The sequence below is a fragment of the Polyangiaceae bacterium genome, from assembly GCA_020633235.1.
Taxonomy (GTDB): domain Bacteria; phylum Myxococcota_A; class Polyangia; order Polyangiales; family Polyangiaceae; genus JACKEA01.
In genome coordinates, this window is sequence record JACKEA010000002.1 from 1,367,565 (window position 1) to 1,387,438 (window position 19,874).

General features: G+C 67.3%; 18 protein-coding genes. 5 read left to right on the top strand and 13 right to left on the bottom strand.

Annotation, left to right across the window (positions count from 1 at the left end; translation table 11 throughout):
- Window positions 1-20: 20 nt before the first annotated feature.
- The 6 genes from H6717_16590 to H6717_16615 all read right to left on the bottom strand — a co-directional run bounded on the left by H6717_16590 (window position 21) and on the right by H6717_16615 (window position 6,844).
- Window positions 21-1,109, bottom strand: coding sequence for a metallophosphoesterase (locus H6717_16590; GenBank protein ID MCB9578647.1), 1,089 nt, complete (start codon window positions 1,107-1,109; stop codon window positions 21-23).
- Complete coding sequence (locus tag H6717_16595) at window positions 1,106-2,236, bottom strand: hypothetical protein (protein ID MCB9578648.1); 1,131 nt, start codon at window positions 2,234-2,236, stop codon at window positions 1,106-1,108. Before H6717_16595 ends, H6717_16590 begins: the two co-directional genes overlap by 4 nt.
- Before the next feature lie 66 nt (window positions 2,237-2,302).
- Entirely contained in the window at window positions 2,303-3,271 is a 969-nt protein-coding gene (locus H6717_16600; protein ID MCB9578649.1) for a deoxyhypusine synthase family protein, read from the bottom strand.
- A gap of 141 nt (window positions 3,272-3,412) precedes the next feature.
- On the bottom strand, window positions 3,413-4,540 hold the full coding sequence (locus H6717_16605) for an ArsA family ATPase (protein ID MCB9578650.1): 1,128 nt from the start codon (window positions 4,538-4,540) through the stop codon (window positions 3,413-3,415).
- Window positions 4,537-5,412, bottom strand: a complete 876-nt coding sequence (locus tag H6717_16610; protein MCB9578651.1) for a hypothetical protein — start codon at window positions 5,410-5,412, stop codon at window positions 4,537-4,539. The genes H6717_16605 and H6717_16610 overlap by 4 nt, the downstream gene beginning before the upstream one ends.
- A 55-nt stretch (window positions 5,413-5,467) precedes the next feature.
- Window positions 5,468-6,844 (bottom strand): outer membrane protein transport protein, encoded by a 1,377-nt coding sequence (locus tag H6717_16615; GenBank protein MCB9578652.1) that lies wholly within the window; start codon window positions 6,842-6,844, stop codon window positions 5,468-5,470.
- Window positions 6,845-6,978: 134 nt separating this feature from the next.
- On the opposite strand from H6717_16615, the gene H6717_16620 reads away from it, so the two are divergent.
- The 5 genes from H6717_16620 (at window position 6,979) to H6717_16640 (ending at window position 12,640) form a co-directional block, all read left to right on the top strand.
- Window positions 6,979-7,644, top strand: coding sequence for a hypothetical protein (locus tag H6717_16620; protein ID MCB9578653.1), 666 nt, complete (start codon window positions 6,979-6,981; stop codon window positions 7,642-7,644).
- A complete protein-coding gene (locus H6717_16625) occupies window positions 7,641-8,324 on the top strand; it encodes a hypothetical protein (protein MCB9578654.1) in 684 nt (227 codons plus the stop codon). The genes H6717_16620 and H6717_16625 overlap by 4 nt, the downstream gene beginning before the upstream one ends.
- Before the next feature lie 15 nt (window positions 8,325-8,339).
- Complete coding sequence (locus H6717_16630; GenBank protein ID MCB9578655.1) at window positions 8,340-9,236, top strand: prenyltransferase; 897 nt, start codon at window positions 8,340-8,342, stop codon at window positions 9,234-9,236.
- Window positions 9,237-9,374: 138 nt separating this feature from the next.
- Window positions 9,375-11,711, top strand: a complete 2,337-nt coding sequence (locus tag H6717_16635) for a protein-arginine deiminase (GenBank protein ID MCB9578656.1) — start codon at window positions 9,375-9,377, stop codon at window positions 11,709-11,711.
- Window positions 11,708-12,640, top strand: coding sequence for a HEAT repeat domain-containing protein (locus H6717_16640; GenBank protein ID MCB9578657.1), 933 nt, complete (start codon window positions 11,708-11,710; stop codon window positions 12,638-12,640). The genes H6717_16635 and H6717_16640 overlap by 4 nt, the downstream gene beginning before the upstream one ends.
- Window positions 12,641-12,931: 291 nt before the next feature.
- On the opposite strand, the gene H6717_16645 is transcribed toward H6717_16640, so the two are convergent.
- From H6717_16645 to H6717_16675, 7 genes are all read right to left on the bottom strand, one after another.
- Entirely contained in the window at window positions 12,932-13,633 is a 702-nt protein-coding gene (locus H6717_16645; protein ID MCB9578658.1) for a ferrochelatase, read from the bottom strand.
- 65 nt (window positions 13,634-13,698) lie between these two features.
- Complete coding sequence (locus tag H6717_16650) at window positions 13,699-14,313, bottom strand: hypothetical protein (protein MCB9578659.1); 615 nt, start codon at window positions 14,311-14,313, stop codon at window positions 13,699-13,701.
- Window positions 14,314-14,344: 31 nt separating this feature from the next.
- The gene (locus H6717_16655) at window positions 14,345-15,196 is read right to left on the bottom strand and encodes a fructosamine kinase family protein (GenBank protein MCB9578660.1); all 852 of its coding nucleotides are present in this window, start codon (window positions 15,194-15,196) and stop codon (window positions 14,345-14,347) included.
- Window positions 15,196-15,669 (bottom strand): low molecular weight phosphotyrosine protein phosphatase, encoded by a 474-nt coding sequence (locus H6717_16660; protein ID MCB9578661.1) that lies wholly within the window; start codon window positions 15,667-15,669, stop codon window positions 15,196-15,198. Before H6717_16660 ends, H6717_16655 begins: the two co-directional genes overlap by 1 nt.
- The gene (locus H6717_16665) at window positions 15,666-17,114 is read right to left on the bottom strand and encodes a bifunctional GNAT family N-acetyltransferase/carbon-nitrogen hydrolase family protein (protein ID MCB9578662.1); all 1,449 of its coding nucleotides are present in this window, start codon (window positions 17,112-17,114) and stop codon (window positions 15,666-15,668) included. Before H6717_16665 ends, H6717_16660 begins: the two co-directional genes overlap by 4 nt.
- A 309-nt stretch (window positions 17,115-17,423) precedes the next feature.
- Window positions 17,424-18,725 carry a cation:proton antiporter gene (locus tag H6717_16670; GenBank protein MCB9578663.1) on the bottom strand — a complete coding sequence of 434 codons (1,302 nt, stop codon included), beginning with the start codon at window positions 18,723-18,725 and terminating at the stop codon, window positions 17,424-17,426.
- 130 nt (window positions 18,726-18,855) lie between these two features.
- The gene (locus tag H6717_16675) at window positions 18,856-19,797 is read right to left on the bottom strand and encodes a prenyltransferase (GenBank protein MCB9578664.1); all 942 of its coding nucleotides are present in this window, start codon (window positions 19,795-19,797) and stop codon (window positions 18,856-18,858) included.
- Window positions 19,798-19,874: the final 77 nt, after the last annotated feature.

The window sequence follows — 19,874 nt, forward strand, 5'->3', positions numbered from 1 at the left end:
GCTTCCGCGCCGCCCCGACATCAGTCGACGCGGACCACGCTCACGTCTTGGATGCCCTGCTCGGGGTCGACGTCCACCACCAAGAAGTGGCGTCCAATCTTGTCGAAGCGCTCGGGGATCGCGCCGCCGCCGCCGGAGATGTAGGCCGGGATCCCGGCGTTGTCGAAGTCGTAGTACGAGTGAATGTGGCCGTAGAGCGTGAGGTCCACCTTGCCCTCGGCCAGACGGGTGAGCAGCTTCGCGGCTTCGTTGCGCGATGCAAAGGAGCCGTTGCGCACGCCGATGGGATCCACCGGCGGCACGTGCATGGCCACCACGTGCACGCCACCCTTGGCAGCGGCGAGCCAGCCGTCGAGCCAGTCGTACACCATGGGGTCGATGGTTGCGCTGGCGGAGTCGATCATCGAGAAGCGCACGCCGCGGTACACGTAGGAGAAGCTCGCGCGGCCGAACCAGTCTTGATACGGCGTCGGAGAGTGGCCGAGCTCGTGATTGCCCAGCGTGGTGTAGTACGGAACACGGAGCGCCCGGAGCTCGTTCTGGAAGCGCTCGAGCTCATCGTCGCCGCCTTGCTGGGTGAGATCCCCCGCGCCCACCAGATAGCGCACGTCTTTCTGCTCGTTGACCTTGGCGTAGATGTCGCCCACTCGATCGATGGCTTCTTGCACGTCGCTCATCACGGCGAAGCGCCAGGGCGAGAGATCCTTCGCGTCCGGGGGCGCGAGATCGATGATCACGGTGGAGCTCGCCGGAAGCTCGATGCGCCAGGCCTTGCGGGTGACGAGCGGGCTGTCGAGGACCGTGGCGTCGAGGGCGGCGCCGTTTGCGGTGGCGGAGAGCTCGAGGTCGGGCAGCGCGTTCTGCACCCGCAGCACCCAGCTGCCCCCGGTCTTCACCGTGGCGACCAGGCGCAGCGCCGGCGCGCTGTTCCACAGCACGATTTCCCCAGCCTTGGCGGAGCGCACGGCAGCCAGTCCGCCGGCCACCTCGAAGGAGACGCCGCCCGCACTGGCCTTGCCGATGTCGAGATCCCGCTCCGCGCGCTCCTCGCTAGGGCGGATGCAGGACACGAAGCTCAGAAGGATGACGAAGAGCAGCAAACGTTTCATGGCGAGCTCCCCACTCGGTACAGAAGCGACAGGCCCGCGATCCACGCGGCGCCGACCTGGGCGTCGAGACGCATTCCCCAGCGCTCGTCGAAGAAGGTGCGTGCGTCCACGCCAAAGTGGCCGGCAACGCCGCTGGCGAGCCCGGTGACGATGAGGCCGGCGGCGTAGTCGTCGTGGCGGTGATCGTAGTAGAGGCGCACCTCGCTGCCGCGCCGAGTCGGATCCCCGAGCCAGAAGCCGAAGCCGAAACGCGCCAAGAGCAGGTCTTCGAGCTCCGGATCGAGCTGCATGCCGTCGATGCGATAGCTCACTCGAGACAGCGCGAAGCCCGCACCGACCTCGGCAAAGGAGCCCGCCAGGGCGGGATCGAAGTTCCGGAGGTCCCAGCGCCCCAACGCGGACACCTCGGCCGTCGCGCGGCGAAAGCCGTCGCTGTCGTAGCGATGGTGCGTCACCGCCGCCTCCAGATCGACGAAGCTGGCGCTCCCCGGCGTGGGGCGGTGCGGGGTCGGGCCCGACAGGCGCCACGCCGTTTCGAGCCGGAGGCGCGCGTTGTCGTCGTCCAGCGCGAACCAGCCGCTGGGCGACACGCGCAGCCGACCGAAACGCAGGTCCGCGCCCTCCACGAGGAAGCTTCGATAGCGGAACTGCGGGTCGTACACGTAGCGATACCCGGCTTCGGAGACCACGACGGGCACGGCATCCAGAGGCGTGCCGGCACCTTCGCGATCCGTCGCTACGCCGTGCACGTCCGCGAGCCACGACGTGCCGAACACGGCAAAGCCGGCGATGCCCGTCAGCGCCAGGGGCGCCACCACGTAACGACTCGCGCCAGTGAGCGCGAGCCCCACGCCGCTGGCGGCGATGAGCCCGAGACCGACGCCCTCGGCGGCAAGCAGTCGCTGGGCCGTCTTCGGCTTGCCCGCGGCGCTGTGCCCCAAGCCGTGCACCACGACCCCGGGCCCCGCCGCGGCCGCGATGGCCAGCGCCCGCTGGGCGGGATCCAGCTCCGCGTCCCGCGGCTTGTCGGGCGGCGCCTCCGACGCGGGAGGAACGGAGCTCTCGGACGGCGACCACGTCGCCGTGGTCAGCGCCTCGTCAGCGCGAGCGCCTTGCGCCCAGAGCACCAGGGCAAAGCCGACAAGATTGAGGCGGCGAAGAGCGATGGCCGAAGATAGCAGAGCCTCGGCCGCTCACATGTCGAGTAAAAATGCCGCAATCAACGGGAACACGATGGTGGCGTCCGACTCGATCATGAAGCGCGGGGTGTCCACGTCCAGCTTGCCCCAGGTGATCTTCTCGCTGGGCGGCGCGCCGCTATAGGACCCGTAGCTCGTCTTGGCCTCGCTGATCTGGCAGAAATAGCCCCAGGTTCGCACGTCCTGCTTCATGTCCTGACGAATCAGCGGCACCACGCAAATGGGGTAATCCCCCGAGATACCTCCGCCGATCTGAAAGAAGCCGAGGCGGTGGTTCTTGTCCGTTTCGCGGTACCAATCGATGAGCATGGCCATCTGCTCGGCGCCGAACTTCATGCAACCGAAGCCGCCGAGCTTCTTCTGCATCGCCGCCGCCGTGAACATGTTGCCGAGCGTGGAATCTTCCCAGCCGGGCACGTAGATGGGCAGGTTCTTGTCCGAAGCGGCGAGCAGCCAGGAGCCTCGCGGATCGATGTCGTAGTCCGGCTCCAGCACCTTGCTGCGAAGCAGCTGGTAGAAATACTCGTACGGTGCGCGGCGTTCGCCCTTGGCTTCCGCGGCCTTCCACAGGTCGAGCATGTGGTGCTCGATCTTGCGCATGGCCTCGTCTTCCGGAATGCAGGTGTCCGTCACGCGGTTCAGCCCCTGCTCGAGCAGGGCCTTGTCTTCCCGCGGCGTGAGCTCACGAAAGTTGGGGACGCGCTTGTAGCTCTCGTGGGCGACGAGATTGAACACGTCCTCCTCGATGTTGGCGCCGGTGACGCACAGGCCGTGAACCTTGTCGCGGCGGATCAACTCGGCGAGCACGAGACCAATTTCGGCGGTGCTCATCGCGCCGCCCATGGTCAGAAACATCTTGCCGCCCTTATCGAGATGCTTTTCCCAGGCGCGAGCAGCATCCACCAAAATTGCGGCATTGAAATGCCTGTAATGACGAACAACGAAGTCTCTGACGGCGCCCATCGCTCCGACCCTCGTTTCGTCCGCGCGCCGGACGTCGGCGCAGCTGAAACGGGAGCAGTGCATGTGACAAGGCGGAGACGCGCTGTCAAGCCTCAGGCATCAACGCGACGGGATTCGCGCCGGACCAACCCCAAGAAACCGTCAGCTGTGGATCAGGTCGCGACGATGCTCGGCGTGCTCGAGCATCGTGGAAAGCCGCTCGAGATGGGCTACGTCGCCGACCTCGTTCAGCATCTCCGGCAGCACGAAGAGACGCGTGGTGCGCGATAGCTGGTGGGCAAAGTCGCGGATCCGCGCTTCGGCCTGTCGATTGCGCGCTGCCACCTGCGCGCGCAAGAGGGCGAGCTCCGCTCGGGCCTCCGCCAGCTCTTCCGGTACCTCGCCGAGGCGGACCTCACTCGCCCGCAGCGGGCGCGAAGGATCCCGCGGCTCCCCCACGAAGGCGCGATTCACCACGCAGGCGCGGAGCGGAATGTCGCGCTCCGCCAGGCCGTCGCGCATGTAGGCGGCGTCGTCCAAGCTCGTGGGCGCGGGTGAGCACACCAGAACGAAGGCCGCTCCGGAGCTGGTCAGGAGCTGCCGCACGCGCTCGGCGCGCTCCAGAAATCCGGGACCGAGATCCGAAAGGGCCGCGAAGAATCCGACCAGCTGATCCGTCAGCCGCTGGCTCGCCGCCAAGGAGAGCAAACGCCGCACCGCCGCACCACCAGAAGGCAAGAGCCGCGAGAGCGGCCCCGCGCTGGGCTCCAGCATGGCGCGCACGACGCCGGACTCGAGGAACGACGTCAGCCGACCGGGGGCGTCCAAGATGTCGAGGGCGCTCCGGAGCGGCGGTGTGTCGAGCACGATGGTGTCGTAGTGGTCGTGCTCGAGGGCGTGGTACACGCGCTCCGCCGCGGCGTAGGCGTGGGAACGCGCCAACGTTCGCGAGAAAGCGTCGTACACGGGGTTGCCCAAAATGCGCTCGATGTCCGCTTCGCTGGCGGCCACGCGGCGAATGAGGGCGTCGTAGCTCGACTTGGTGTCGACCATCGCCGCGTAGAGCTCCCCTGGCGCCTCCAGCGGCACCCGCACCGCCTTGTCGGAGAGGCCGATGCCCAAGGCGTCCGCCAAGCGCTTGGCCGGGTCGATGGTGAGCACGAACACACGCTCTCCTCGCCGCGCCGCCGCCACTCCGAGGGCCGCCGCCACCGTGGTCTTGCCGACGCCTCCGGGTCCCACGCACGCGACCAAGCGCGCACCGGACGTGGACTCCGACAGCGCGGTCACGAAAGCGCCCTCATCTGCTCGAACAGCCGCGCTCCCAGCTCCGTGAGCCCCTCCAGACTGATGTCGGGGCTGCGCGGAAGCTCGATCACGCCCAGACCGGCGTGGGTCCGCGCGCGACGGATCTCCGCCATCGTCACTTCGTGGAGCTGGAGCTGTCGCTCCGCCAGCGCGATGTCGTCGCTCAGCCCTTCGTCGCGCTCCGCGCCCGCAAAGCGGCTCAGGGCGGGAATCGCTCGGCCGGTCGCGGCCGACAGGGGCGGCGCGGGCACTCGATTCACGATCAACGCACCGAGCGGCACTCCGTGCTCGCTACGGAGCCGGTCGATGAGCTCCAGCGTCTCGTTCACGACCATCGGCTCTGGCACGGTCACCAGGTGCAGCCGCGTCCACGCCGGATCTTCCAACAGATCCACGCTGGAAAAGAGCGCACGCCGGAAGCGGCCCGGACCCACGAGCTCGTCCAGCACTTGCGGCAGGGACAAGAGCATCAAGGCGTGCCCCGTCGCGTCCAGGTCCACCAGCACGGGATCGAAACGATCGCCGAGGGCCAGCTCGCGGAACGTGTTGAGCGTCAGCACTTCCACGACGCCCGGCGCCGCGTCCAGGAGTCTCTGCAAGGCATCGCTGCGCGTCAGCACTCGCGACAGCCCCTTCATGCGCAGCTGACGGCTGGCGTAGGCTTCCAGCGCGGGCCCGGGCTCGATGTTGCAGGCCGAAACGCCGTTGCCCACGCTCACCGGCGCGTAGCCGATGTCCCCGCGGCCGAAAATGCCCGCCATCGTCGCCCGATGGCCGAGCTCCACGATCAACGGGCGCTGGCCGACGCTCGCGGCTTGCAGCGCGGCGGCCGCAACCAGCGTGGACTTGCCCACGCCGCCCTTGCCCGAAAACAGCTGGAGCTTGGGGAGCGCGGGCGTAGTGCTGCCTCTAGAACGCGACGTCGACGTTCACGTTGAGCACGCCGACCATCTGCTTGTACACGCCGCCGGTGTCGGGGCCCTTGCTCAGCGCCTCGAGCTGGGGCAGCTCACTCTTTCCGGTGTTGTCCCGCGGAAAGTAGATGAGCTGGGTGTAGCTGGTGTCCAGATGGACGTCGTCCACGATCTCGAAGCGGCCACCCGCACTGAGCGACACGCCGTCCCAGTCCGGCAGCGCCGGCTCGAGCGTGTCTTCGGGAACCGCGTTGGAGCTGAAGCCGGCGCCGGCGTAGACCTCGGTGGCCTTCGTCATCCACACGCTGGCTCCGGCGCGCACGCCGAAGGTGTCCTTCCAGTCGCGCGGCTGGTTGATCTGGACCTCGTTGGTCGTCCTGCCGGTCGCCTCGTTCTCGAAGTTGCAGCCCGTGCCCTTGAGGTAGACGCAGTGGCGCTTGAGCACGCTCCAGCGCGTGTAGTCCCCGAACAAGCGCAGCTCGATGTCCTGCTCCGGCCGAAAGCGGAAGCCGAGGCGGTAGACGTCGGGCAGATCCGAGTCCAGCTCCACGTCCGCCACGCTCTCGGGCACCAAGGGGAGTCGAGTCGTGAGCGTGCCCTCCAGCGGCTTCATGCCGCTGAAATTTGGCCGAGACTGGTAGGAAGCACCAATCCACAGCTGATCCGGCATGGCCTCCCACATCACGCCCGCGCCCATGCTGAAGTCGACACCACTCACGTCGAGGTAGGATCGACCCTCGCTGCTCGCGCTGGGGTTGTTGTCCGAGAGGATCGTCTTTGCCCGCAGCGTTTCGATCTTGGAGAGGATCAGGTTGCCGGAGAGACCGACACTCAGGTGAGCGTCGGGGAACTCGTAGGCGGCGGCCAACGTGATGAAGCTCGACTGGATCTTGCCCGAGATCGCGTACCAGCGCTGGATGCCGTCCACCGGACCGGGGTGCGCCGTGTCCCCGTCGAACTTGTCGTTGGTGTCCCAGGTGCTCTGACCGCCGAAGGGCGTGGAGAACCCGGCGCCCACGGCGAAGTCACCGAACTTACCGGTGACGCCGAGCATGGGCGACGCGAGCACGTTGAACATCTTCGCGCGGCCGGTGTTGGCGCCATCCACGCTGGTGTCGTCCGTGGGCGCCGCAGAGTGCTCCCAGGTCACGCGCCGCCACGCAGCGGACACGTCCACGAAGGCGTGGATGCCCTCGCTCATCCCGATACCGGCGGGGTTGTAGTAGATGGCGGTGGCATTCGTCGTCGTGGGGTGCCCGTGCTCGCCACCAAAGCGCGCTACCGAGTAGCCCGACGCGGAGGCCGTCCGCGGCGCGAGCATGGCAGCCAAGAGCAGAGCTCCCCCGACAAGGCCCAGTCTTTTCGACCTCATGACCCCTTCCGTTCTAGTCACTTGACGGTGAAAAAGCCACGGGCATATGACTGTGGGGTGCGCGGCCGGCGGGAGCGCCCCCCGGAGGGGCCATTGCCGCGAGGGGTCAATCCTTCATAATCGGGATACGAAACATGCCGACTTTCCGCTCGTTCTTCGCGCTCGCCCTGCTGTCCTCGGTGGTCTTCGCTTCCTGCGCCGACCCAGGCGGCGCCTACGACGACTTCGTGACGCGATGCGAGGAGTCGGACAACTGCAAGGTCCAGGTGGTGGAAGACAGCGGCACGGGGGACGCTGGTCCCTGCGTGGTGCCCGCCGCCGGAGAGCTCGACGGCGACTATGTCTTCTCGCTATCGGCCAGCGTGAAGCCGGAAGCACCACTCTTGTTCGCCACCAAGGTGACGACGGCGGACGGCGCGGACGGCTTGGAGATGAACTGGACGCTCACGCCCTTGGACGCCAAGGACCGCTCGACGGAGATACCCCCCTCCATCGAGCTACCGACGATGAAAATCGGAGCCGATGGAAGCTTCGACGTGAACCCGGATCCGCTGGATGTCACGGGGCAGGCGAACCCGATCTCCGGCTCCAACATCACCGCTGACATCTCCAGCCTGCGTGGCACCGTCTGCAATCTCGATGGCTTCTATTGCGGACTGCTCGACGCGGCCGTCACCAAGCCCATCCCTCTCGATCTGAAGAACTCCAACTGGACGCTGACCAAGCTCACGAGCCCGGGTGTGTATCCCGAGCCCACCATCAACTGCGCGAAGAAGCCCGCGGGCCCTCCGCCGACATGACCCTGCGGCCGTCCCTCGGGGTCGTGTTCGTGCTCGCGGCCTGCGGGGGAAACGCCAGCGGTGGCGGTGGGCTGGACGGCGGCAGCGAAGCCTCCTTCGCAGGCAGCGGCGGCGGGTTCGGCGGGTTTGGGGCCGCTGGCAGCGGCGGCGTAGCTGCCGGCGGAACCGGAGGCTCGGCCGCCGGCGGGACGGGCGGCGCCGCGTGCGCCGACGTCCAAGCCACCCTGTCGGCGGACTTCCTGCTGGTGATTTCGGCCAGCATTCAGCCCAAGTCGCCGTTCCTGTTCCACGTCACCGCGACGACGGCTCCCGCGCAGATGCTCTGGACGCTGCAGGCTCTGGACGCCAAGGACCGCACCACGCCCGTTGGTAGCCCCATCACATTGCCTCCGATCGCCGTGGCGTCGGACGGCACGTTCGACGACGACTTGCCGTCCATCGACATCGTGGGCGCTGCCAATCCCATCAGCGGCTCCGACATCGCCGTCGAGATCCAGAGCTTCACGGGCTCCGTGTGCAGCGCGGGGAACTTCTACTGCGGGGACCTGGGAGGAAATGTGACCAAGCCCATCCCCCTCGACCTCACGGGCTCCACCTGGACGCTCACGCGGATCAACGCTGCTCAAGGGCCCGTCGTCATCAACTGCGCCCAAGAGCCCGCAGATCCGCCTCCCAGCTGACGCATGCCCGCCCCGGTGAAGGCCTGGCTCCAGGCCGCGCGTCCGCCGGCGCAGGCGAACATCGCGGTTCCGCTGCTCTTCGGCCAAGCCCTCGCCTACGCCCAGGCCGGCGCCTTCTCCTGGAAGCGGTTCGCCCTGGTGCACGTGTACGGCCTCTTCGTGCATCTGTTCATCGTGTTCGCCAACGACGCGGCGGACTGGCGCGCGGATCTCGGCAACAAGACCTACAACGTCTTCAGCGGGGGCTCTCGCGTGGTGCCGGAGGGCAAGCTCACACCGCGACAGCTCGCCAACGGTGCGATGCTCATGGCGCTGGGGATCGGAGCCATCGGCGCCGTGGCGGGTTTCATCGAGCGGCTCCCCTTCGCCGTGGTTCTCGCGGCGCTGCCCCTTGGGATCTTGTGGGCCTACAGCTTCCCGCCGTTCCGCCTTTCCTATCGCGGCAACGGCGAAGTGCTGCAAGCCCTGGGCGTCGGCGTCGTGCTGCCACTCACGGCCTTCTACTACCAGGCGGGCACCTTTGCTCCGCTGCACCTGGCCAGCATCGTGCCCACCGCGCTCTTGGGCTACGCCGGCAACGTCACGACGGCGCTGCCCGACACCCCGGCGGATCGCAAGGCGCGCAAGCGAACGCTGGCCGTCGTCCTCGGAGAGCGCCCAGCGCGCATCACGGCCATTGGCGTCACCGCCGCGGCGCTGCTGCTCGGTTTCATGGCGCTTCCCGGCAAGGCGCCTTGGATCGCGGCAGTGGCAGCCCTCGCTCCGGCCGTCGCCCTCGGCCTCGCCGTGCCCCTCGTTCCGCACGCCAACGCGAGCGCGCGAAACGCGTGCCTGCGTTTCGTGGTGCTGGTGGCGGGAGCCGGTAGCTTGGCGCAGCTCGGATGGACGGCCGCAGCGTTCATCGCTCCCTGATTGAAATATTCCGTTACGAAGCCCCGGAATTCGTACCTCTCCCCACAAGAAATCGCGTGTCCCCACTTCGCCTTCCGTTAGGCTTCGGAAGCTTCGCCCGCGGCGGATCCGCGGAGCTGAACGGCTTGGGAGAAGACGATGAGACTATCGTGGTCCACAGGCGTCATCACGGCGGCCTTCCTGGCGATGGGTTGCGGCTCGAGCAGCGGTAGCCCAAACGGCGGAAGCGGCGCTCAAGGTGGCTCAGGCAACGTTGACAACGCCGGAGGCTTCGGCAACGCCGGGGGCGCGGGCAACGCCGGAGGCGTTGGCGCCACGGGCGGTGTTGGCGCCACTGGAGGCGTTGGCGCCACTGGAGGAACCGGCGGCGGAACCGGCGGCTCCCCCAGCTGCGAAGGATTCTGCGATCTGCCCAACCCCGTTCCGGGCTTCTTTTGCTTCTGCAACGCGCAGTGCGTGCAGCAGGGCAACTGCTGTCCCGACTACGACTCCAAGTGCGGCGGCACCGGCGGGACCGGCGGCGGCACCGGCGGTATCGGTGGCACCGGCGGTATCGGTGGCACCGGCGGCACGGGCGGCAGCACCTCCAGCTGCGCCGGCTACTGTGGCAGCACCCAACCCGTACCGGGTAGCAGCCCGCCTTGTTACTGCGACGGTCAGTGCACCGGCTTCGGTGACTGCTGCGGCGACTTCAACAGCCAATGCGGCGGCACGGGTGGAACCGGCGGCACGGGCGGAACCGGCGGTACCGGTGGCACGGGCGGTACCGGTGGCACGGGCGGCACGGGTGGCACCGGCGGCGGCACCACTCAGCTGGATCTGCGCGCAGACTCCAATCGTGACGGCACGGTGGACGTGACCGGCAGCAGCGACGATAGCGTCGAGGACCTGTGGAACACGCAGTACGGCGCGATCTTCCTGGCCAACATCGACGACGACCAGAACAAGTGCCCGAAGACCGGCAGTGATGCGTCGCTGGCGGCCTGCAACGACGCCGCCAACACCACGATCGACGGCACGGACGATCTGGCGGATCTCGCCCGTCTGAAGCTCGTGCCCTGGCCCGCCGCCCCGAGCAACGCGGCCGCCAAGATCGAGGTGCTACCCTCGAGCGCCGCGAGCAAGGTGCGCCTGTTCAAGGGCTCCGGCACCTCTTTCTCGACCATCGCCAACGGCGCCAGCCTCACGGCGGCGGAGCTCAAGAGCGGCGTGGAGTTCGCCATCGAGGGCAAGGACATCCTGCGCGACTCCTCCTGGAACGGCTACCTGGACGTGCAGGTCACCATGACCGCCGGCGGCAGCGGCAGCGACAAGGTCAAGATGCGGATGTCACCGGTGATGCTCAGTCACCACGTGCAGAACGCGACCAGCATCTACGTCACGCCGTTCTCCTCGACTTCGTCCCAGGTGTTCCGCTCGGATCTCAGCGCGGCCTGCAGCGGCTCCGGCAGCCAATACACCGAGCTGCCCACCGGGCTGGGCGACCAGTGGACCCAGGACTACTTCGAGACCGGCTGGATGGCGATGCCCGCCACCGGCGGCCAAATGCACGTGATTCGCGTGTACTTTCGCTCGGCCAACTACGGCTCGAGCAACACGCTCCGGAGCGCCGGCAAGGTCGTGTACACGTACTTCCGCGGCAAGGACAAGGCGGGCGTCACACAGTACGACCCGAACCACCCGAACTCCGCGGACTCGCTGAACTCCTTCGGCAACACGGAGACGATCCCGCCGTTCACCTACGCAGGGAAGAGCTACCCGCTCGGGCGCATCATGCGCGGCTCCACCTCGAGCTTCTATCCCGACCAGTCCTTCGAAGCCATGCTCACCGCCCAGGCGGTGCAGCCGCAGGTGTTCATCGACACCTCCTGGCTGCTGGTGGGCCACGTGGACGAGACCATCAGCTTCATCAAGGCCAACACCCCGCGCGGGTGGGTCATGCTGGTGAACGACGCTCAGATGGCCAAGGACATGCTGGTGCAGTACCAGAACCAGGGCTACGGCAACACGTCGATGTTCGTGGGCAAGTACTGGTCCGGTAATCAATCGGCCCAGGCCACCATCAATCAGGTCCTGGCCGACTCCAACGTGATGAGCGAGAGCGCCAGCGCGGTGGTCGAGGTGCAAAACCAGATCAACACGCTGAAGGCAGCCACCGGGCTCACGGACTCCGAGATCGTGAAGATCCCGTACCTGCACTGGAAGACCAGCGGCTACTCCGTCGCGTATCAGCCGGGCACGGTGAACGGCGTATACGTCGGCCCCAACGTCTTCGCCGCGCCGGATCCCCACGGCCCGGTCATCAACGGCCAGGACGTGATGAAGACCCAGATGACGCAGGCGCTCGCACCGTACGGCGTCACGGTGAAGTGGGTGGAGGACTGGGACCTCTACCATCGCCTGTTGGGTGAAGTTCACTGTGGCAGCAACGCGGACCGCGCCGTAACGGCCAAGTGGTGGGAGAGCGGACTATGAAAACGATGAAGTTGTTCTTCGGCGCCGCGTTCGTCGGCGCGGCCCTGATGATGACGTCTCCCGCGTTCGCCGGTGGCCTCGTGCTCAGCAAGGCGGAGCTGTCCACGAAACACCGCTCGAGCCTGGTGCAGCGCATCGCGAAGGCCAAGGCGCAGCACCCGGACGCGTTCAAGCTGGTCGCCCAGGCGCCGGATCTGGCCGTCAAGCGCGACCAGGAAAAGCGGGGCCGGGCTGCCACCATTACCCAGGCGCTCCGGTCGCTCGGACCGGACGGCCTCTACCCCATGCTCGAGATGCTCGCCGTGGACGCCCCGGCTCGCGGCAACATGAGCGACTCCGCGTGGACCACGCTGCGGGTGGGGCTGCTGGAAGCCGTCGGCGCCCTGCGCTCGAAGGAAGCCCGCCCCGTGCTGGAAGGCGTCCTCAAGAAAGGGGGCGACTTCGAGGTAATGCGCGCAGCGACCGAGGCCCTCGGCCAGCTCGGGGACGACGCCGCCACCAAGTTCCTGGTGCGCCTCGCCAAGAAGCCCGGACCAGAGCGCGTCGCCGTGCTTTCCGGATTGGGAGAGTGTCGCCGGATCGGCGCGGCAAAGGAGCTAGCGCGCTCGGTACACGCTGCCACGCCGGTGGAGGCACGGGCCATCGTCGCGTCACTGCAAGACGTCGGCAACTCCTGGGCCTGGGAGACGCCCGCGGTGAAGCAATCCGGCGAAGGCGATCAGGTGCGGGCCATCGCCGCTCAGGCGCTGATGGAAATGTTCGTGAAGTTCCGCGGCGAGCTCCGCACCAAGGCGGAGACGGGGCTCTTGGTCGTGAAGCACTCGTCCACGCCCCAGCTCATCCAAGCCGCCCGCCAAGGCGCGGACGCGCGAACGGTGGCGGCCCTCGACGCCCTGGCCCAGCGTTTCGCGAACAATCCGCTGCACTAGTGGGCTGTCTCGTAAGTAGCAATCCATGGATTGCTACTTACGCGCTGGGCTTCGCCCAGCCGCGCCGCCAGCGGCGCGCCCACTAGCCATTCCTCGGGGGCTTCGCCCCCGGAAAATCGGCTTCGCCGTTTTCTCCCCCCATCCGCTTCGCGGATGCCTAGTGCGTTTCCTACGCAAGTCGCCACCTCACTCTTCCCCCCGGTTGCGATTGCGACTTCTGGGACGCAGCACTAGTGTTGGCTGACGGCGTCGGCGGGATCGAAGGTCTGCTTCGGTCCCGCCGTCGTTTTGTCAGCCCAAAGAAAGCGCGCGCTCGCGACGCAAATCCGAAAACGGCTCGGAAAAGCGGGGCACCGCGTCGAAGCGCCACGCCTCCACCGGAATCAGACCACGACGCGCGAGATCCTCGTGCAAGCGCGCTTCGTCTTCGGGCTCTCGCGGAAACTCGAAGGGATTGCGCATCACGCCGGCCTCGAGCCGAGGGTACTTCGCATCGTTCTCGGAGATCAGCTTCACGAGCTCACCCCCTCGCCGATCTAGATAGCTCAGGAACACCAGATCGAAAGGACCCACGCCACGCCGGCTGTCGGGCGCCTTCTGCACCCAGCGCGCCCAGTCGAAGCCGTACATGAAGTCGTGCACGTAGCGGAAGCAGATCGGCGAGCTGAGGCCGAAGCGATCTTGCAGCGCGACGATCCGTTCCGTCATCTCCCCACGCACGCCGGCCTCGGCCTTCGCCAAGCAGGCAGCGAGGAAGTCGAAGTCCCAGAACAGGTTGCCGGGGAACGCCCTGTGCACGGCCTCGGCGATGCGCACGAGGTCGCGAGCCAGGGCGTCCGGCTCCGCCACCGAGCCGAGAAGCGCGTGGCCAATGTCCTCGAGCGACGTCGCCCGCGTCCGCCCCGGGCCAAGCGAACGCCGCTCGATCAGCACGGCATCCAGACGAGCGTCAGCCGCTCGAAGCAGCTCCAGCGCGCCGGAAATACGCCGCATGCAAGAACGCTAACACCAATGCCACACTGCCGCAGCTCTGCAGCTTGCACGCTACTTGCGGATCATCAGTTCTTGCGCTCGAGACGGAACAGCTTCTTGCCGTCCTTCTCCGTGGGGCCGTGCACGATCAGCATCTCGAGGCGGATCTCGCGAATGCGTCCAGGGCCCTTGAGATCTCGGATCTTCAGCCGCTCGTCCGCCGCCATGAGCACCTCGCACAGCCCGAACGCGAAGTGCTGTACCAAGTCTCCCGCCTCGGGCAGCGGAGGCTCGTCTTCGTACGGGTCGTCCGCTTGGGCTTCCGCGTGGGCGCTCGCCTCTGCCGCCCAGCCGGATGACTCCTCCGCGCGTGGCGCCTGCGTGCGCTCCGCGGGGCGAGCGCTGCCCATGAGCCACACGGTGACGCCCAGCGAGCGCGCCGCGGAGAGCTCCCCGGCAACGACGTCGACGCCGATGTCTCCCACGCGGCTCAGCACCACGCCGTAGGGTCCGCCGGCAGGACCTCCGAGGGACGCGAGGGTGAAGCGACCCGCCAGCGGGCGCGCGCCTTCTGCTCCGGCGACCCTGAGCTGCACCTCTTCCACGATCCCGGTGGCCGAGATCCAACCCTCCGCGCCCGAGAGCAGCGTGGAGAGCGCGGCCATCAGGTCCTTCCCGGGCGGCACCACGTTCAGTGACATGATCGGGACCCTATCTCGAAAGCTCAGTGCATCAAATCAGCTGAGCCAGCGCGCGTGCGACGGAACCCACGTAGCTCTGACCGAACAGGTTCACGTGCACCAACAGGGGGTAGAGCTGATAGAGCGCAACGCGCTCTTCGTGGCCCGGAGCCAGGGGGTAGGCCTCTTCGTAGGCATCGAACACCCGTGACCCGAAGCCACCGAACAGCAGCATCATCGCCAGGTCCATCTCCCGGTGGCCGCCGTACACGGCGGGATCGATCAGGCACGGCTCGCCGCTCGCCGCAGTGTGCAGATTGCCTCCCCACAGATCGCCGTGCAGCCGCGCCGGCGGCTCCGGCGGCCCCACGCGCTCGGAGAGCACGCCGAACAGCCGCTCGAAGCTCGTCAGCAGGCTCCTGGGAGCGAGTCCTGCGCGCTCCGCTGCCCGGAGCTGGGGCTCGAGGCGCCGGGTTCGGTAGAACTCCGGCCAGCTCTCCGCCGGGGCGTTCCGCTGGGCCAAGCGGCCGATGAAGTTGTCGTGGTCGAGACCAAAGCTCGGCGCGCCGAAACGATGAAGGTCCGCCAGCCCCTGCCCCAAGCGCTCGTCGTGATCCGGCGCTGGGCGTCCGGCCTCGATGTGCTCCAACGCCAAGAGCTCCGGCGCCGCGCTGATCACTTCCGGCACGCGTAGGGCATTGGCGCGCCGGAGCCACTCGAGGCCCCGGGCTTCTGCGGGAAACATCGCGGGATCCGCGCGCTGGTTCGTCTTCACGAACACCACGCGGCCGTCGCTCATGGAAACCCGAAACGCGTCGTTGATATCGCCACCGCCGAGCCGCGCTGCATGCTCCACGCGCGCGCCCAACGCCGCCTCGAGCACCCGCTGCGCGCGCCGGTCCATCACTCTTTGGCGAAGGTGTCGAGCCACGCTCGGCAGGTGCGCTCACAGATGTCGAGCACCTCGTCGAAACCGTGAGCGCCGCCGTAGTAGGGATCCGGAACGCCGACGCCGGGCGCCGCCTCGGGATCGCGCTTGCGAAACAACATCAGCTTCGCCCCCGACCCCGCGGGCTGGATCGCCTCGAGGTCCGCGAGGTTCTCGGCGTCCATGGCCAACACCCAATCGAAGCGCTCGAAGTCCTCCCGTCGGAACTGCCTCGCCCGCCCCGAGAGGGTGATGCCGCGCTTCTTCGCCGCAGCCGTGGCGCGGCGGTCCGGCGGCTCCCCGGCGTGGTAGGCCGCCGTGCCCGCGCTGTCGATCTCGAGCAGGTGTGAGAGACCGCGCTCCTCCGCCACGTGACGCATCACGCCCTCGGCGGTTGGAGAACGACAGATGTTGCCCAGGCACACGAAGCAGACGCGTACGCGGCTCACAGCTCTTTCGTCTCCTCGCCGTCCTTGTAGCGGACGGTGTAGAGGTCCAAACGCCGATCCGAGAGGTTCGTGGTGGTGCCGCGGTAGCGGTGCCGGCGCAAGAGCTCGATGTCCAGATCGTGGATCATCACGGTCTCCTCGTCCGGCGAGCACTCCCCGGCGATGCCGTCACGGCTGAAGGGATAGTCGTGGGGCGTGAACACGCCGGATTGGGCGTAGTGGGTGTCGGCGTTCTCGATGAACGGCAGGTTGCCCGTGGCGCCGGAGAGCACCGCATAAACGTGGTTCTCGATGCAGCGCGCGCGAGCACAGTTCCGCACCCGCAGGTACCCGTTGCGGTCGTCCGTGTTGAAAGGCACGAACAGGATGTGCGCGCCCTTCTTGGCCGCGATGCGCCCGAGCTCCGGGAACTGCACGTCGTAGCAGAGCAAGATCGCCACCTTGCCGCTGTCCGTGTCGAACACTGCCAGGTTCTTGCCCGGGCTCACGCCCCACCAGCGCCGCTCCGCCGGCGTGATGTGCAGCTTTTGCTGGCGTTGCATGCGGCCATCGCGGTGGAAGAGGTAGCCCGTGTTGTACAGGTTGCCGTCTTCCACCGTGAAGTGAGAGCCGGCCACGATGTTCACGTTGTAGCGGATCGCGAGCCTCCGAAAGTGCTCCACGAACGCTTGCGTATGCTCGTCGAGCTTGCGCACCGCGAGCCCCGGTCGGAGCCCCGGATAGAGTCCCAGGAGCTGCGTGGTGATGAGCTCCGGAAACACCACGAAGTCCGACTGCGCATCCGCGGCTACGTCCACGAAGTAGCCGAGCCCCTGCACGAACTCGTCGAAGGAGGAGACCGGACGCATCTGGTACTGCACCACCGCCACGCGCACGATCTCCACCGCGCGCCAGCGCCGACGCCGATCCTGCCGGTAGTCGAAGTTCACCCACTCCAAGAACGTGGCAAAGCCCATGGACTCCTTGTCCACCGGCAAATACTCGGGAATCAGACTCTCGAGCATGAAGCCATTGGCGAGCTGGGCCGTGAGCACCGGGTCCACCAGCTCCTTGGCGATCACCTTGTCGACGTACTCCCGCGCCGTCAGCTCGGCGGCGTGCCGGTGATAGCCCGGGATGCGGCCGCCGATGATGATGCGCTGCAGGTTCTTGTCCCGCGCGATGTGCTTGCGCGCGTCGTACAGCCGGCGCGAGAGGCGAAACCCGCGGTAGTCCGGGTCGACCATGATCTCGATGCCGTACATGGTGTTGCCGTCCGGGTCGTGATTGCGGATGTAGCCGTTGTCGGCGATGACCGCCCAGTTCTGCCACTCGTCGTACAGGTCGAAGTCGACGATCAGGCTGCTGGACGAGGCGACGATCTTGCCGTCCATCTCGATGCAGATCTGCCCCTCCGGAAACTGCTCGATCTGGCTCTCGAATTGGTCCTGCTTCCACGGCTTCATTCCCGGAAAGCACTTGATCTGCAGGTCGCACACGGCCTGGTAATCGCTCAGCTTCAGGGTCCGCACGACGACGCGCCTTGCGTCCTTCTTCTTCTTCGATTTCTTGGCTTTTCCGTCCACATCACAGCGCTAACACGCCGTTCACACCCGCGAAAGGCCCTGCCCCCGAAGCTCCGCTTCCCACCGCCGTTCACACCCGCGAAACGCCCTGTCATCGAGGCTCCGCTTCCCACCGCCGACGCCGCCCTCTCCTCACCCGTATTTGGCCGCAGGTATGTTGGTCCGGCGCGATCCCCGTCCCGCCGCTAGTCACGAGAACGGAGAAGCTCGAGAGGGAGCCGACCCGGTCTCCGCTTGCCGCGTCCCTCGGTTCGTCCGGACAGGGCCTTGGGCGCTACCCGGCTGCCTCTGACCGAAACGCTTGACCAGCCACGTAGCGCTGACGCCGTGTGCGAAGACCGATCCGGTCACTACCAGACTTGCCAGCGCGAACAGCTCTGGGCGCTCGGCACGCCGCGCGATCAGAGTGGCATAATAGAGCGCGGCGATGCCAATCGGGCCGAACCAGCCAGCGAAGCGCGCTTCGCGAGGGGTCGAAATCGTCGCTGCCGTGCGGTGAAGCAGCAGCATCAGTGGCAGCCTCCGCAGCAGCAGCACGCTGACCGCGAACAGGAGCCCCAAGGAGCCCAACTTCAGCCACGAAGCATAGGGTAGCAAGGCACCAAACAACACGAACACCGGAAGCAGGAACATGCGCTCCAGCGTCTGGTGAATGTTCTCCGCCCGCAGCTCGGGAGCATCGTGGGTGACCGAGCGAAACGCGATGCCAGCCACGAACACCCCCCACAGCTCGTTCGAGCCCACCAAAGACAGACTACCGACCAGCAGCGCGGCCATCGCCAAGGACACGCTCAGGTGAGAAACCGGCTCGCTCTCGAAGCGACCGCGAACCCACAACACGGCCCGACCCGTCGCGTATCCGACGAGCCCGCCCATGACGCCGCCGACGACGACTCCCTTCACCAAGGCGTCGAAGCACCAACTTGTCAGTGACGAGGAGCCCGCATCTGCGACAAAGATGAGCGGAAGAAGCACCAGCGGACTGGCGAGAGCGTCGTTGGCGCCGGCCTCCGCCGAGAGCGTGTGTCGCAGCCGAGCTGGCAGGTTCTCCTCCGCGAGCGCGCCGGTCAGGATTGAGCTGGCAATCACGGGGTCCGTTGGCGTCAAGACGGCACCGACCACTGCGGCCTCCGGTAGGGAAAGGCCGACGATCAGGTACGCCAGCAGGGAGGTGACTAGCCACATGCCGGGCATCAAGAGTCCGATCATCACGCCCACGCTGCGCCGACGGCGCCAAATGAATCCCGCCGGCAAGCGGAGAGCGGTCGCCAGCACCGCGACAGCAAGAGTAAGGCGGCAGGCCTGCTCCAGAAAGCCGAAGGCGTCCGGCGGCACTCGCAACAGGCCCGTGCACGGACCTGCAACGATGCCAACGGCCAAGGCCAACACTGGCTCCGAAACGTACCAGCGGCTCTTGACGAGTCCAGAGGTCGCACCGAGGAGCAGCATCACCAGCCCCAGCAAAGCCAGCGCCGTGTCGAGCTCGTGCATGGTCAAGAAGTCGGAGCAAACTCCAGACCACTCCGTTGCAGGCGCTGACCGTCTGCGGAGGCCGCGGCGACCTGACACACCGAGGCATTCTGCATGGTCCGCCGCGGGGTTCCGCGCCGCAGCGACAAAATCAGAGCGGTAGCCAGGGCCGCGCGAGAGTGAGGACGGCAAGCAGCGTGGCACCCCGCCAGATCGCGTGGTGGAGATGCGCCTTGTAGCGCGCTTGCGGAGTGAAGGCGTTGGTCGTCGCCTGCCCGCTCTCCTGGCGGAGCTTGCGAAAGCTCCACAGCACGACGACCAGCACCGGCGCGGCGATCCAGGCGGGCAGCACGCTGGGCAGCGCCACCGCCGTGAGGCCCCACAGCACGACGCCCACGAGCACCAGCGTCTCCACCATCCGGCGCGCCAGGCGGTTGCCGAAGACGCTGGCCACGGTGCGCTTGCCACCCCGACGATCGCTCACCTCGTCGCTGAGACCGCTGGCGATGGCGCTGGCGAGACACAACGGCACGAAGCCGATCAGGAGCGCGTCTGCGGGCGTGAGCAAGCGGCCGCTCACGAAGTGTGCCTCGAGCCAGGGCAGCGCCACGCCCACGCCTGCCATCTCCAGGAGCTCGCCCCCGCCGCGGTAGTTGAGGCGCAAGGGCGGCAGGGAGTACGCGATGAAGATGCCGACGCCGATGACGCCCCCGACCGCGGCCCCCGGGAGCCCCAGCCACACGGCGCCAACCACGCCCACGATCAGCGCGGCAAGGGCAGCGGCGATGCCGGCGAACAACACATGGTGCGCCGGCAAGATGCCGTCCGGGATGGTCTTCGGCGAACAACCCTTGGGGAACATCTGACGCTTGATGCGATCCACGTCGCGATCCGCCCAGTCGTTCAGCAGCACGATGGCGCACAGATCGAAGACGACGAACAGCGCACCGAACGCGACGCCGCGACCGCTGACGTGCGCGGCATCGAGGGCGCCGATGGCGACACCGAGCAGCGCTGGAACCAGGAGCTTGGGCCAGCTCGCCGGTTTCAGCGCGTAGCGCCATCGCGAGAGCGGTGTGGGGAACGTGGTCACGGCTTTGGACGCGATTTCGCGCTCGGCCGTAACATGGTTGCTCTGGTAATCTTCCGCAACCTCGGCTCCGAGATCCG

Coding starts and splice junctions, on each gene's coding strand:
- H6717_16655 (MCB9578660.1), bottom strand. CDS start 15,196: ATGGACCGGCGCGCGCAGCGGGTGCTCGAGGCGGCGTTGGGCGCGCGC.
- H6717_16665 (MCB9578662.1), bottom strand. CDS start 17,114: ATGAAGCCGTGGAAGCAGGACCAATTCGAGAGCCAGATCGAGCAGTTT.
- H6717_16635 (MCB9578656.1), top strand. CDS start 9,375: ATGAGACTATCGTGGTCCACAGGCGTCATCACGGCGGCCTTCCTGGCG.
- H6717_16600 (MCB9578649.1), bottom strand. CDS start 3,271: ATGGGCGCCGTCAGAGACTTCGTTGTTCGTCATTACAGGCATTTCAAT.
- H6717_16625 (MCB9578654.1), top strand. CDS start 7,641: ATGACCCTGCGGCCGTCCCTCGGGGTCGTGTTCGTGCTCGCGGCCTGC.
- H6717_16650 (MCB9578659.1), bottom strand. CDS start 14,313: ATGTCACTGAACGTGGTGCCGCCCGGGAAGGACCTGATGGCCGCGCTC.
- H6717_16590 (MCB9578647.1), bottom strand. CDS start 1,109: ATGAAACGTTTGCTGCTCTTCGTCATCCTTCTGAGCTTCGTGTCCTGC.
- H6717_16620 (MCB9578653.1), top strand. CDS start 6,979: ATGCCGACTTTCCGCTCGTTCTTCGCGCTCGCCCTGCTGTCCTCGGTG.
- H6717_16615 (MCB9578652.1), bottom strand. CDS start 6,844: ATGAGGTCGAAAAGACTGGGCCTTGTCGGGGGAGCTCTGCTCTTGGCT.
- H6717_16670 (MCB9578663.1), bottom strand. CDS start 18,725: ATGCACGAGCTCGACACGGCGCTGGCTTTGCTGGGGCTGGTGATGCTG.
- H6717_16640 (MCB9578657.1), top strand. CDS start 11,708: ATGAAAACGATGAAGTTGTTCTTCGGCGCCGCGTTCGTCGGCGCGGCC.
- H6717_16645 (MCB9578658.1), bottom strand. CDS start 13,633: ATGCGGCGTATTTCCGGCGCGCTGGAGCTGCTTCGAGCGGCTGACGCT.